Here is a 13,434-nt window from a genome sequence, read left to right as displayed (position 1 = left end):
GTAACGTTACCGGCGGTTACAGCACTGACGTCGTTGTCTGCGAGGAGTCGACATGACCGCCACCGTTCCGGAGCACGGGCTCGAGGCCGGGGACGTCCGGCACGCAGCGGACCGGCACACCGCCGAGCGTCACGACACCGCCGAGCGTCTCCTGCGCTCGTCCGCGGAGCTGTCGTTCGACCCGTCCACCCAGGTCGACTGGGAGACCCCGCTGAACCCCGACGACCACGGCATGAGCCCGGAGTGGAGCAGCCTCTACGGCACCGACTACTGGGCGGAGCTGTCCGAGGCGAAGCGCAAGGAGCTGACCCGCCACGAGGCCGCCTCGGTCGCCTCCACCGGCATCTGGTTCGAGATGATCCTGCAGCAGCTGGTCCTGCGGGACTTCTACGCCAAGGACCCGACCGACCCGTCGTTCCAGTGGGCCCTGACCGAGATCGCCGACGAGTGCCGGCACTCGATCATGTTCGCCCGCGGCTCGGCGAAGCTCGGGGCCCCCGCGTACGTCCCGAAGCGCTCCACGGTCGCGCTCGGCCGCTTCTGCGCCGCCACCTGGCGGGGCGAGGCCGCCTACGCCTCCATCCTGGTCGCCGAGGAGGTCCTCGACGTCATGCAGCGCGACTGGATGCGCGACGAGCGGGTCGCCCCGTTCGTGCGGACCATCTCCAACATCCACGTGGTGGAGGAGTCGCGGCACATGAAGTTCGCCCGCGAGGAGACCAAGGAGAACCTGCGCGGCGCCGGCCCCGTCCGTCGTCACTGGCAGGCGCTGGCCGTCGCGATGGCCGCGTACTTCATCGTGACCAGCATGTGGAACGAGGAGGTCTACGCCAACGTCGGCCTCGACACCCGGCGCGCCCTGCGCGAGGCGGCCGCCAACGAGCACCACAAGGCGCTGCTGCGCTCCTCCTGCGCCGGGCTCATGGAGTTCCTGGGATCCTGCGGCCTGCTGACCAGGCCCGCGCTGTACTTCTACCGTCGCGCGAACCTGATCTGACCCGGAGCCGGCCGTGCCCTTCGCGATCACCCAGACCTGCTGCACCGACGCGTCCTGCGTGGCGGCCTGCCCGGTGAACTGCATCCACCCGACGCCCGACGAGGCGGACTTCGCCACGACCGACATGCTCTACATCGACCCGCGGGCGTGCATCGACTGCGGGGCGTGTGCCGACGCCTGCCCGGTCGACGCGATCTTCCCGGTGGAGAGGCTGAGCGCGTCGCTCGCCGGGTACGCCGAGGTCAACGCGGACTACTACGAGGGCAAGCCGGTCGCCGGGAAGCTGGAGGGCGACTCACCGCTGTTCCACGAGTGGTACCCGCTGAAGTTCACACGGTCGCTTCCCGCGGACATGGCCCCGCTCGACGTCGCCGTCGTCGGGACCGGGCCCGCCGGGATGTACGCCGCCCAGGACCTGCTCCTGCACACCTCGTCGACGGTCACGCTCTACGACCGGCTCGACGTCGCGGGCGGTCTGGTGCGGTTCGGGGTCGCGCCCGACCACCCGTCGACGAAGGGGATCGGGGAGTCCTTCGCCCGCTTCCACACCCACCCGCGGGTGCGGATGCGCCTGGGCACCGAGGTCGGCCGCGACGTCACCGCCGACGAGCTCGCGCAGCGCCACGACGCCGTCATCTGGGCCGTCGGGGCGCCCGTGCCGCGCGACCTGGGCCTGCCGGGGGAGGGGCGAGTCGGCAGCATCGCCGCCGACACCGTCGTGGGCTGGTACAACGGCCACCCCGACGTGCCGCGTGACGCCGTGGACACCGCGGCGGGACGGGTCGTCGTGGTCGGCACCGGCAACGTCGCGATCGACGTCGCCCGGGTCCTCACCGCGCCCGCCGCGGACCTGGAGGGCACCCCGATCGATCCTGCCGCGCTGGCCGCCCTGCGCACCGGTGCGATCACCGAGGTCGTGCTGCTCGCCCGCCGTGGCCCGGAAGCGGTCGCCGCGACCGCGCCGGAGCTGCGCGAGCTGCTGGGCCGCAGCACGGTCGAGGTCGTGGTCGACGAGCACGACCCCCGCATCGCCGAGTCCCTCGACGGCCCCGCCGCGTCCCCGTCGCACGCGCTGCTGCGCGGCGCCCGCCGGGAGAAGATCGACTGGTCGGTGCCCGCGGAGCGCCCGCGGGTGGTGTTCCGGTTCCACTCGGCGCCCGAACGGGTCGACGGCACCACCCGGGCCCGCGGGGTGCACACCGCCGACGGGACCGACATCCCGGCCGACCTGGTCGTGCGCGCCGTCGGGCACCGAGGCCGCCCGGTCGCCGGCCTGCCCTTCGACGACGACCGCGGCGTCGTCCCGCACGACGCGGGCCGCGTCGAGGGCCGTCCCGGCCACTACGTCGTCGGCTGGATCAAGCGGGGCCCGTCCGGGGGGATCGGCACCAACCGCACCTGCGCGGCCGAGACCGTCGGGTCCCTGCTCGACGATGCCGTCGCCGGCCGGCTCCCGTCGCGCCGCCCGGCCTCGCGCCTGGGCGCCATCACCCGGCGGCTCCGCCGGAGCTGACCGCCCCTGATCAGCGGCTCAGGTCCAGCAATGACAGCGCGCCGCGCAGCACGTCGTCGATCCGCGCGAGCGGGACGGTGCGGCGCCACCCGTCGAGCCCGCCGCGCACCAGGATCCGCCCGGGGGTCAGGTCGATCCCGTGCAGCCGCAGCGCACCGGGCAGCCCGGGCAGCTCGACCCGGCCCGAGCGGATCGCCGCCAGCGGGCTGCGGTCGACCATCGCCCGCACCGAGCGACGGGTGTCCGCCGACCGGGGTGGCCCCATCCACCGCCCGGCGACGGTCAGACCGACGACCTTCCAGGACAGGGTGTGCCCGTCCACCGACACGGCGAGGTCGGCGGCCCCGAGCCCGGGACGGCGACGCAGCCGGGCCCGGGCGACGCCGTCGGCGTCGACACCCACCTCGACCTGCGACAGGTGCTCCCGCAGGCGCCCGGCGACCCAGTCCGGGTCGAGCTCGGCCTCGATCCCCACCGGACCGGCCACCAGTTCCGGCGCGAGGCCGGGGCGCAGCCGCACGTCCGCGGCGGTCACGGTGAGTCCGCGCAGCGCGAGGCCGGGCCGGACGACGTCGCGCGCGGCCAGGGTGACCGTGGCGAACCGCCCGGTCGTCAGCGCCCGGGCACCGAGCCCCGACGACGCGACGGCCGTCGGCACCAGCCGTACCTCCGACCCGCGGGAACGCAGCGTCGTCGGGCGTCCGACGTAGCGCAGCCGCGCGGCCTCCAGCAGCGCGCGCAACAGCAGCGCCGACCCGGGCGCCGTGCCCGCGTCCAGCAGGGCCGACGCCGCGGAGACCCCGGCCGGCGTCTCGACTGCCATGGCGCTGGAGGCTCCCTCGGACGGTGGACGGGGTCGGTCCGAGCCTCGCAGGCCCGGCGGCGACCCGCCCGGGCCGCGACCGGGGTGTGCGACGACCCGCACGGCGTGGTCGGCCGGTGGCGCGACGGCGGTCGCGCGGCACCGGCGCACCGGCACCGCCGGCCGCCCCCGGTCGTCCGGTCGCGGACGGCGGGCCACCCCGGCGGAGCGCGGGACCGTCGTCCTTCCGCTGTCCCGCAAGGCCTTCCGGGTCCCGGGAATGGCCTCATCGGGTTGTTTACGGACGCTCGTGAGAGTGATCGACGGGCTCCGGTCTGGACAGGTGCACAGGTGATGTCGGCACCGTCTGTCATGGCAGTGATGCGCTCTCCCGTCCCGGAGACCGACGTGATCGCCGGCCGCTACATCCTGGCGACCCATGTCGGTATCGGGTCGACGGGCGACGGTGTACCGGGCGTGGGACCCGCACGAGGACCGGGTGGTCGCGGTCAAGCTGTTCCTCGACCGCTACGACGCCGATGGCGTGGACCGGCAGTGCCGTGAGCTGCGGACCATGGCCCACCTGGACCATCCGGGCCTGGTGCGGCTGCTGGGCGGGGGAGTCGACCGCGGCCGACCCTTCCTGGTGGCCGAGCTCGTCGAGGGGGAGACGCTCGCAGCCCGGCTGGCCCGCTGCCGGTCGAGCGGGCCGTCGCGATCGGCGCCGACATCGCGTCGGGGCTCGCGTACCTGCACAGCCGTGGGGTGGTGCACCGCGACGTGAAGCCCGCCAACATCCTGCTCTGTTCCGACACCGGCCGGGCGCGGCTCACCGACTTCGGCATCGCCCGCGTGCTGGGCCACTCCGTGCTGACCCGGACCGACGCCGTCCTGGGCACCGCGGCCTACCTCGCGCCCGAGCAGGTCGCCGGTGAGACCGTCGGGCCCGCCGCGGACGTGCACGCCCTCGGCCTGGTCCTGCTCGAGGCGCTCACCGGGGAGCGGGAGTACCCGGGGACCACGGTGGAGTCCGCCGTCGCCCGGCTGCACCGGCCTCCGCGTGTCCCGGACGAGCTGCCGGCCCGGCTGCACCGGGCGTTGTCCGACTCGACCCGCCGGCACCCGGGGGACCGGCCGGCCGCCGCCGACCTCGCCGTCGGCCTCCGGCACCCCCGACTACCGCCGGGACTTCGGGGAGACGGAGGCTCCGGACCGTCGTAGCCTGCGCGGGTGCCGGACATCACCGCCTTGATCCTCGACGACCACGCCTGGTTCCGCCGACAGTTCGCCGCGCTGGACGAGCTCCAGGCCCGCGACTCCGACCCCCGTGAGCTCGCCCGCCTCTGGGAGCCGCTCGCCGCGCGCCTCGACGTGCACGCCCTCGCCGAGGAGAAGATCTTCTACCCGCAGCTCCTCGCGCACGGGGAGGACCCGGAGGACGAGACGCTCGACGCCATCGGGGACCACAACGAGATCCGCGACGGCGTCGCGCAGGCCGAGCGCAGCCCGGTCGGCAGCGGCCAGTGGTGGGAGGGCGTCTGGGCCGCCCGCCGCGCCAACGACGAGCACATGGGCGAGGAGGAGAACGAGGGCCTCGCCAACTTCCGCCTGAACGCCACCACCGGCCTGCGCGAGTCGCTCGGCCGGCAGTTCGCCGAGTTCCTCGACGCCCACCCCACCACCGCGGGCCTCGACAACTCCGACAAGGACCCCGAGGCCTACGTCGACGAGGTCCGGGCCGAGATCGACCCGTCCGACCCGACCCGTGACGGGCTCGGCATCGGCAGCCTGAAGGGGAAGTAGACGTGGCCGTGCACGACCACCTCCTGCGGGAGAAGGCACCCATCCCCACGACCGCCTGGAAGGCCGTCGACGACGAGGCGCGCGAGCGCCTGACCCCGCTCCTGGCCGGGCGCCGCCTCGCCGACTGGACCGGGACCGCGGGCTGGCAGACGTCGTCGGTCGACCTCGGTCGCTCACAGCGGCTCGACGGGCCGCCGCCGGGCGTCGCCGTCGACGGCATCACGGCCCGCCTGCGCCGGGTGCAGCCGCTCGCCGAGTTCCGGGTCCCGTTCACGGTGTCCCGCGACGAGATCGACGACCTGCAGCGCGGCGCGCAGGACCCCGAGTTCGACGATCTCGCCCGCGCCGCCCGCGCGGCCGCCGCGATCGAGAACCGCGCGATCTTCCACGGCTGGCCGGAGGCCGGCTTCGCCGGCATCGCGGACGTCTCGCCCTACGACACCGTGGCCCTGGGCGACAACCCCGACACCTACCCCGGCGCCGTCGCCCGTGCGGTGGACCAGCTGCGCCGCAACGGCATCGAGGGCCCCTACGCGATGGCGATCGCGCCCGAGGGCTACACCCGCATCGTGGAGACCGCCGAGCACGGCGGCTACCCGCTGTTCGAACACCTGAGCCGCATCCTCGGCGGGCAGATCCTGCGCGCCCACGGCCTCGACGGGGCCGTGGTCGTCAGCCAGCGCGGCGGGGACTTCCTGCTCGACGTCGGCCAGGACCTGGCGATCGGCTACTCCGACCACGACGCGCGCGAGGTGCACCTCTACCTGGAGGAGAGCTTCACCTTCCGCGCCGTCGAGCCGGACGCGAGCGTGCGCCTGCGCTGACCCGCGACCCGCCACCGGCCGTGCCCCGTCGTGATCCGGCGGGGCACAGTCGTGTGCGGATAGTGTGCCCCCGGCAGGACTCGAACCTGCGACCTAGAGATTAGAAGGCTCTTGCTCTATCCAGCTGAGCTACGAGGGCCGGCCGCCCCGGGACCTCGTCCGGTGCGCTCCCACCGTAGCGAGGAGGGCAAGCGATCACGGCTGCGGCACCGCCGTCACGAACCACCCGATCCGGCCCGTGTGCTGGGCGGAGTGCCATCCGACCGGTTGAAGCACACGCCGAACGGGCCTCGCCTGCGACGCTGACGGACCGTGACGTCCATACTGTCCCCATGGTGCTGGGACTGCGATCCGCGCTCGGGTCGGATGTGGGCCGTCGCCGGACGTCGAACCAGGACTCCGGAGCGACGACCGGCCGACTGCTGATCGTGGCCGACGGGATGGGCGGTCACGCCCACGGCGAGATCGCGAGTGCGACGACGGTGTCGGTGTTCACCGAGCTGGAGGCCCGCCTCCCGCAGGACCTCAGCGACATCGATCTCGCCGCCGAGCTGACCGAGGCACTCAACGACGCCACGGACCGGTTGGCCCGCCGCGCCGCGGACGAGCCGGAGATGCGGGGGATGGGCACGACCGTCGTCTCGCTGCTCCTCACCGGTGACCAGCTCGCGCTCGCCCACATCGGCGACTCGCGCATCTACCTGCTGCGGGGTGGCGAGCTGAGCCGTCTCACCCACGACCACACGATGGTCCAGCAGCTCGTCGACCAGGGTCAGATCACCCTCGAGGAGGCGGCGCACCACCCGCGCCGGTCCGTCCTGATGCGCGCGCTGAGTACCGACCACGCGCCGGACCCGGACCTCGACCGCGTCGACATCCTCGCCGGGGACCGCTATCTGCTCTGCTCGGACGGCGTCACCGCGGTGCTCGACGACGACGCCCTGCATCGCGAGCTCGCCTCCGGCGCCGAGCCGGACCAGGTCGTCACCCGGCTCATCGCACTCGCCAACGAGGGCGGCGGGCCCGACAACATCACCGCGATCGTCGCCGACGTCGTGGAGATCGACGACCTCGACGGCCCGGGTCAGGACCTGCGGATCGCCGGGGCCGTCGCCGAGATCGCCACCGCGGACTGACCCTCAGCGCCGGGCCACCACCCGGCGCAGCCGCACCGTGCGGACCGCCGAACGGTGCGCCGCGAGGTCCGCCCGGGCCCGCTCCGGCAGATCGGGCGGGTAGACGCCGGCCGCGCACAGCTCGTCCGCACCCTTCGACGCCTCGACCCCGTCGAGGGTGAAGTCGAGACGGTCGTCGGCGAGTACGGCGAAGTCCGCGGCGGCCGCGAGCCATTCCGGGTGTTCGACGGCCGACCGGTGCCGCCACGCGTCACGCACCGCCTTCCGCAGCGCGCCCCCACCCCAGCCGAACGACCGGGGCGCCGGCACCAGGACCGAGATGAGCCCGTGAGGGGCGAGTACCCGCCGCAGCTCCGCGAAGAGACCGTCGATGTCCCGGAGGTGGGGGAGCAGCATCGGCACGGCGACCCGGTCCACCGACCGCGTCCGCAGCGGGAGCGCCACGGCCGAGGATGTGATCCACAGGGGCTCGCTGTCCCCCGCCTCCACCACCAGCCGCCCGGCGACGACGGTCGCCCGTACCCGGCTCGTCGCACCCGGGGTACGGCACCAGGCCTCCGCGGTGAGCTCCGCGCCGGCACGCAGCCGGTGCAGGACGGGCGGGAGGACATCTCCGTCGGGGTGCACGCGCCGAGTCTCGCGTGCCGACGGACGGCTCCCACCAGTCACCACGACGAACGGCCGACCGCGGACGACGATCGTGATCACCTGCCCCGGCCGGTCCCCGTCGGGGACGAGCCCCCGCCTGCCGACCGCTCGTCGCGGCCGGACGCCGCGACGGACGGTCGGAAAAAATCTTGAAACTTGTTGGCGGGCAGGCGGACGCGGGACGAACGACGGGTGGAGCACCGGTTCCGGCCCCTGTCGTGAGCCTGCACTTGCGCGATCGGCGCTGGTCAACCAGTATCCGGAGTGAGCTCGTCAGGGCGACCGTTCGTCGCTCGACAGGGTCGGGCTCGACCGTGGTGCTGTGCGGCCCGGAGACGGGTTTGCCCAGGTCAGCGCGGGTTTCCGACCCCGGTTTGACGTGCCCGAATGCCATGCCGTAACTTTCTTCCTGTCAGCGAGTGAGCCGGACAGAACGGGCCCTGAGGGGTTCGGTCAACAGGCCCCGCGGACAGCGACCCCCGGTGGTTCACCGAGTTTTCGGTGTGGTTACCTTGGTGGGTCAAGGCGATCCGTCTTCAGGATCCCGCCTCCTTTTCAGGGGGTTGGGTGAGTGCGGTGCGGGTGTCTTTTGAGAACTCAACAGTGTGTCGAGCTATTTTGATTCGGTTTGGCGTTTTGTGCCAAATTGTTTGTTTGGTTGCAGCATTCGATCCCGTCGGGTGTTGTGGCTAGTTGTTTGTTGCAAGTCAGGGTTTTGTTGGAGAGTTTGATCCTGGCTCAGGACGAACGCTGGCGGCGTGCTTAACACATGCAAGTCGAGCGGTAAGGCCCTTTCGGGGGTACACGAGCGGCGAACGGGTGAGTAACACGTGGGTGACCTGCCCTCCACTCTGGGATAAGCCCGGGAAACTGGGTCTAATACCGGATAGGACCACTGATCGCATGGTTGGTGGTGGAAAGTTTTTTCGGTGGGGGATGGGCCCGCGGCCTATCAGCTTGTTGGTGGGGTGATGGCCTACCAAGGCGGTGACGGGTAGCCGGCCTGAGAGGGCGACCGGCCACACTGGGACTGAGACACGGCCCAGACTCCTACGGGAGGCAGCAGTGGGGAATATTGCGCAATGGGCGGAAGCCTGACGCAGCGACGCCGCGTGGGGGATGACGGCCTTCGGGTTGTAAACCTCTTTCGCCAGGGACGAAGAGCGATTGACGGTACCTGGAGAAGAAGCACCGGCCAACTACGTGCCAGCAGCCGCGGTAACACGTAGGGTGCGAGCGTTGTCCGGAATTATTGGGCGTAAAGAGCTCGTAGGCGGTGTGTCGCGTCGGCCGTGAAAACTTGGGGCTTAACTCTGAGCGTGCGGTCGATACGGGCATCACTTGAGTTCGGCAGGGGAGACTGGAATTCCTGGTGTAGCGGTGAAATGCGCAGATATCAGGAGGAACACCGGTGGCGAAGGCGGGTCTCTGGGCCGATACTGACGCTGAGGAGCGAAAGCGTGGGGAGCGAACAGGATTAGATACCCTGGTAGTCCACGCCGTAAACGTTGGGCGCTAGGTGTGGGGACCATTCCACGGTTTCTGTGCCGCAGCTAACGCATTAAGCGCCCCGCCTGGGGAGTGCGGCCGCAAGGCTAAAACTCAAAGGAATTGACGGGGGCCCGCACAAGCGGCGGAGCATGTGGATTAATTCGATGCAACGCGAAGAACCTTACCTGGGTTTGACATGCACCAGACATCCCTAGAGATAGGGCTTCCCTTGTGGTTGGTGTGCAGGTGGTGCATGGCTGTCGTCAGCTCGTGTCGTGAGATGTTGGGTTAAGTCCCGCAACGAGCGCAACCCTTGTTCCATGTTGCCAGCACGTAATGGTGGGGACTCATGGGAGACTGCCGGGGTCAACTCGGAGGAAGGTGGGGATGACGTCAAGTCATCATGCCCCTTATGTCCAGGGCTTCACACATGCTACAATGGCTCATACAGAGGGCTGCGAGACCGTGAGGTGGAGCGAATCCCTTAAAGTGAGTCTCAGTTCGGATCGGGGTCTGCAACTCGACCCCGTGAAGTTGGAGTCGCTAGTAATCGCAGATCAGCAACGCTGCGGTGAATACGTTCCCGGGCCTTGTACACACCGCCCGTCACGTCACGAAAGTTGGTAACACCCGAAGCCGGCGGCCCAACCCTTGTGGAGGGAGCTGTCGAAGGTGGGACTGGCGATTGGGACGAAGTCGTAACAAGGTAGCCGTACCGGAAGGTGCGGCTGGATCACCTCCTTTCTAAGGAGTCCCATCATGTGATGGGGCGCCACGATGCTCTGTGAGTTCTGCTCATGGTGAGTCTGTGGTTCCTTCATTGAATCGCATTTGCGGCCTCGTTCGTGGGTCGGGTGCGTTGGGTGGAACGCAGTACGTCGGACCGTTTGGCTTGGCACACTGTTGGGTCCTGAGAGGACACCTTGTGGTTCTTCGGAGCTGGGGTTGTTTTCTTTGGCCGCTCTGGTTGAGGGCTTCCTAACGCCTGCGTGTGTGGGTGGTGGTTGTTTCTTGGTTGGGTGTGGTTGTGGGTTGAGTGTTGCATAGTGGATGCGAGCATCTTGTTGTGGTCAAGTTGTTAAGAGCACATGGTGGATGCCTGGGCATCAGGAGCCGATGAAGGACGTGGGAGGCCGCGATAGGCCTCGGGGAGCTGTCAACCGAGCTGTGATCCGAGGGTGTCCGAATGGGGAAACCCAGCGCCCGTCATGGGGCGTTACCCGTACCTGAATTCATAGGGTGCGTGGAGGGAACGTGGGGAAGTGAAACATCTCAGTACCCACAGGAAGAGAAAACAATAGTGATTCCGTGAGTAGTGGCGAGCGAAAGCGGAAGAGGCTAAACCGTGTCCGTGTCAAGCCGGCAGGCGTTGCGGGTGCGGGGTTGTGAGACGTGTCGTTCATCTTCTGCCGAGGGTGGGACAGCAAGTGCCTGTGTTAGCGGAACGACTCTGGGATGGTCGGCCGTAGTGGGTGATAGCCCCGTACGCGAAAACACTGGGTTCTGTTGTGGGCGTGTTCTCGAGTAGCAGCGAGCCCGTGAAATTTGCTGTGAATCTGGCGGGACCACCCGTCAAGCCTAAATACTACCTGATGACCGATAGCGGACAAGTACCGTGAGGGAAAGGTGAAAAGTACCCCGGGAGGGGAGTGAAATAGTACCTGAAACCGTGTGCTTACAAGCCGTCAGGGCCTTTCGGGGTGATGGCGTGCCTTTTGAAGAATGAGCCTGCGAGTTATGCTTCGTGGCGAGGTTAACCTGTGTGGGGTAGCCGTAGCGAAAGCGAGTCCGAATAGGGCGCCATAGTCGCGGGGTGTAGACCCGAAGCGGAGTGATCTACCCATGGCCAGGGTGAAGCGTCGGTAAGACGTCGTGGAGGCCCGAACCCACCAGGGTTGAAAACCTGGGGGATGAGCTGTGGGTAGGGGTGAAAGGCCAATCAAACTTCGTGATAGCTGGTTCTCCCCGAAATGCATTTAGGTGCAGCGTCGTGTGTTTCTCACCGGAGGTAGAGCACTGGATGGCCTAGGGGGCCGACAAGCTTACCGAAGTCAGCCAAACTCCGAATGCCGGTGAGTGAGAGCGCGGCAGTGAGACTGCGGGGGATAAGCTTCGTGGTCGAGAGGGAAACAGCCCAGATCACCGGCTAAGGCCCCTAAGCGTGCGCTAAGTGGGAAAGGATGTGGGATCGCCCGGACAACCAGGAGGTTGGCTTAGAAGCAGCCACCCTTGAAAGAGTGCGTAATAGCTCACTGGTCAAGTGGTCCTGCGCCGACAATGTAGCGGGGCTCAAGCGCACCGCCGAAGCCGTGGCAATGACACTTAGGTGTTGTTGGGTAGGGGAGCGTCCTGCATCTGGTGAAGCCCGGGAGTGATTTACGGGTGGAGGGTGTGGGAGTGAGAATGCAGGCATGAGTAGCGAATGCAGAGTGAGAATCTCTGCCGCCGGATGACCAAGGGTTCCTGGGCCAGGTTGTTCCGCCCAGGGTGAGCCGGGACCTAAGGCGAGGCCGTCAGGCGTAGTCGATGGACAACGGGTTGATATTCCCGTGCTCGTGATAGTGCGTCCATGCCGAGGCTGGTGATGCTAACCATCCGAACCCACCTTCGTTCCTTCGGGAGTGTTGTTTGTGGGGGAGCGTGGGATCCGATCTGGTAGTAGGCAAGTGATGGGGTGACGCAGGAGGGTAGCTCCGCCACGCGGTGGTTGTCGTGGTGTAAGCCTGTAGCCCGAGTCCTAGGTAAATCCGGGGCTCATTTAAGGGTGAGAGGTGATGCGTAGCCGATTGAGGCGAAGAGGGTGATCCCATGCTGTCGAGAAAAGCCTCTAGCGAGTGCTGTTGCGGCCCGTACCCCAAACCGACACAGGTGGTCAGGTAGAGAATACCGAGGCGATCGAGCGAACTGTGGTTAAGGAATTCGGCAAAATACCTCCGTAACTTCGGGAGAAGGAGGGCCGGTTGTCTTGAGGCTCCTTGCGGGCTAGGGACGGCCGGTCGCAGAGACCAGGCCCAAGCGACTGTTTACTAAAAACACAGGTCCGTGCGAAGTCGCAAGACGATGTATACGGACTGACGCCTGCCCGGTGCTGGAACGTTAAGAGGACCTGTTAGCTCTTCGGGGCGAAGCGGAGAATTTAAGCGCCAGTAAACGGCGGTGGTAACTATAACCATCCTAAGGTAGCGAAATTCCTTGTCGGGTAAGTTCCGACCTGCACGAATGGCGTAACGACTTGGGCGCTGTCTCGACCACAGACTCGGCGAAATTGCACTACGAGTAAAGATGCTCGTTACGCGCGGCAGGACGGAAAGACCCCGGGACCTTTACTATAGCTTGGTATTGGTGCTCGGTTCGGCTTGTGTAGGATAGGTGGGAGACTGTGAAATCGCCACGCCAGTGGTGGTGGAGTCGTTGTTGAAATACCACTCTGGTCGAATTGGGTGTCTTAACCTCGGGCCATGATCTGGTTCAGGGACAGTGCCTGGTGGGTAGTTTAACTGGGGCGGTTGCCTCCCAAAGAGTAACGGAGGCGCCCAAAGGTTCCCTCAGCCTGGTTGGCAATCAGGTGTTGAGTGTAAGTGCACAAGGGAGCTTGACTGTGAGACTGACGGGTCGAGCAGGGACGAAAGTCGGGACTAGTGATCCGGCACCACCTTGTGGAAGGGGTGTCGCTCAACGGATAAAAGGTACCCCGGGGATAACAGGCTGATCTTGCCCAAGAGTCCATATCGACGGCATGGTTTGGCACCTCGATGTCGGCTCGTCGCATCCTGGGGCTGGAGTAGGTCCCAAGGGTTGGGCTGTTCGCCCATTAAAGCGGTACGCGAGCTGGGTTTAGAACGTCGTGAGACAGTTCGGTCCCTATCCGCCGCGCGCGTTGGAGACTTGAGGAAGGCTGTCCCTAGTACGAGAGGACCGGGACGGACGAACCTCTGGTGTGCCAGTTGTCCCGCCAGGGGCACGGCTGGTTGGCTATGTTCGGGAGGGATAACCGCTGAAGGCATCTAAGCGGGAAGCCTGTTCCAAGATGAGGTCTCCCACCACCTTCGAGTGGGTAAGGCTCTCAGTAGATGACTGGGTTGATAGGCCGGAGATGGAAGCCCTGTGAGGGGTGGAGTTGACCGGTACTAATAGGCCGAGGGCTTGCCACAACGAGTTGTTCGCATCCACTGTGTGACCCTGAGTCCACAACCATCCACACTGTTCCCGGGTATGCCCGG

General features: G+C 67.6%; 7 protein-coding genes, 1 tRNA gene, 2 rRNA genes and 1 pseudogene. 8 read left to right on the top strand and 3 right to left on the bottom strand.

Going from position 1 to position 13,434, the window contains the following annotated elements:
- Positions 1–52 precede the first annotated feature (52 nt).
- Positions 53–997, top strand: coding sequence for an AurF N-oxygenase family protein (locus tag AC0GKK_RS08365; protein ID WP_489883530.1), 945 nt, complete (start codon positions 53–55; stop codon positions 995–997).
- Between the two features lie 13 nt (positions 998–1,010).
- Positions 1,011–2,510 (top strand): FAD-dependent oxidoreductase, encoded by a 1,500-nt coding sequence (locus tag AC0GKK_RS08360; RefSeq protein WP_405418747.1) that lies wholly within the window; start codon positions 1,011–1,013, stop codon positions 2,508–2,510.
- Positions 2,511–2,520: 10 nt separating this feature from the next.
- On the opposite strand, the gene AC0GKK_RS08355 is transcribed toward AC0GKK_RS08360, so the two are convergent.
- Entirely contained in the window at positions 2,521–3,333 is an 813-nt protein-coding gene (locus AC0GKK_RS08355; RefSeq protein WP_489883529.1) for an LmeA family phospholipid-binding protein, read from the bottom strand.
- A gap of 418 nt (positions 3,334–3,751) precedes the next feature.
- Here AC0GKK_RS08355 and AC0GKK_RS08350 point away from each other — a divergent pair.
- The 3 genes and pseudogenes from AC0GKK_RS08350 (at position 3,752) to AC0GKK_RS08340 (ending at position 5,939) form a co-directional block, all read left to right on the top strand.
- Positions 3,752–4,533 (top strand): annotated as a pseudogene (locus AC0GKK_RS08350) (serine/threonine-protein kinase).
- Between the two features lie 9 nt (positions 4,534–4,542).
- Positions 4,543–5,115, top strand: coding sequence for a hemerythrin domain-containing protein (locus AC0GKK_RS08345; RefSeq protein WP_489883528.1), 573 nt, complete (start codon positions 4,543–4,545; stop codon positions 5,113–5,115).
- 8 nt (positions 5,116–5,123) lie between these two features.
- A complete protein-coding gene (locus tag AC0GKK_RS08340) occupies positions 5,124–5,939 on the top strand; it encodes a family 1 encapsulin nanocompartment shell protein (protein ID WP_073577214.1) in 816 nt (271 codons plus the stop codon).
- 65 nt (positions 5,940–6,004) lie between these two features.
- On the opposite strand, the gene AC0GKK_RS08335 is transcribed toward AC0GKK_RS08340, so the two are convergent.
- Positions 6,005–6,078: transfer RNA gene (locus AC0GKK_RS08335), tRNA-Arg, on the bottom strand.
- 193 nt (positions 6,079–6,271) lie between these two features.
- On the opposite strand from AC0GKK_RS08335, the gene AC0GKK_RS08330 reads away from it, so the two are divergent.
- Complete coding sequence (locus AC0GKK_RS08330; RefSeq protein ID WP_251786930.1) at positions 6,272–7,075, top strand: PP2C family protein-serine/threonine phosphatase; 804 nt, start codon at positions 6,272–6,274, stop codon at positions 7,073–7,075.
- A gap of 3 nt (positions 7,076–7,078) precedes the next feature.
- Here AC0GKK_RS08330 and AC0GKK_RS08325 read toward each other — a convergent pair whose 3' ends face one another.
- Positions 7,079–7,702, bottom strand: a complete 624-nt coding sequence (locus AC0GKK_RS08325; protein WP_489883527.1) for a class I SAM-dependent methyltransferase — start codon at positions 7,700–7,702, stop codon at positions 7,079–7,081.
- A gap of 736 nt (positions 7,703–8,438) precedes the next feature.
- Here AC0GKK_RS08325 and AC0GKK_RS08320 point away from each other — a divergent pair.
- A 16S ribosomal RNA gene (locus AC0GKK_RS08320) occupies positions 8,439–9,958 on the top strand.
- 324 nt (positions 9,959–10,282) lie between these two features.
- Positions 10,283–13,365 (top strand): 23S ribosomal RNA (locus tag AC0GKK_RS08315).
- Together the 16S and 23S rRNA genes form the textbook arrangement of a ribosomal RNA operon.
- Positions 13,366–13,434: the final 69 nt, after the last annotated feature.

Source organism: Pseudonocardia sp. P-1, from assembly GCF_058111925.1.
This window is presented reverse-complemented; position numbering and strand designations above follow the sequence as displayed.

What these genes read in the sequence shown, in the direction of transcription:
- AC0GKK_RS08330 (WP_251786930.1), top strand. Translation starts at nt 6,272, where the DNA reads ATGGTGCTGGGACTGCGATCCGCGCTCGGGTCGGATGTGGGCCGTCGC.
- AC0GKK_RS08355 (WP_489883529.1), bottom strand. Translation starts at nt 3,333, where the DNA reads ATGGCAGTCGAGACGCCGGCCGGGGTCTCCGCGGCGTCGGCCCTGCTG.
- AC0GKK_RS08365 (WP_489883530.1), top strand. Translation starts at nt 53, where the DNA reads ATGACCGCCACCGTTCCGGAGCACGGGCTCGAGGCCGGGGACGTCCGG.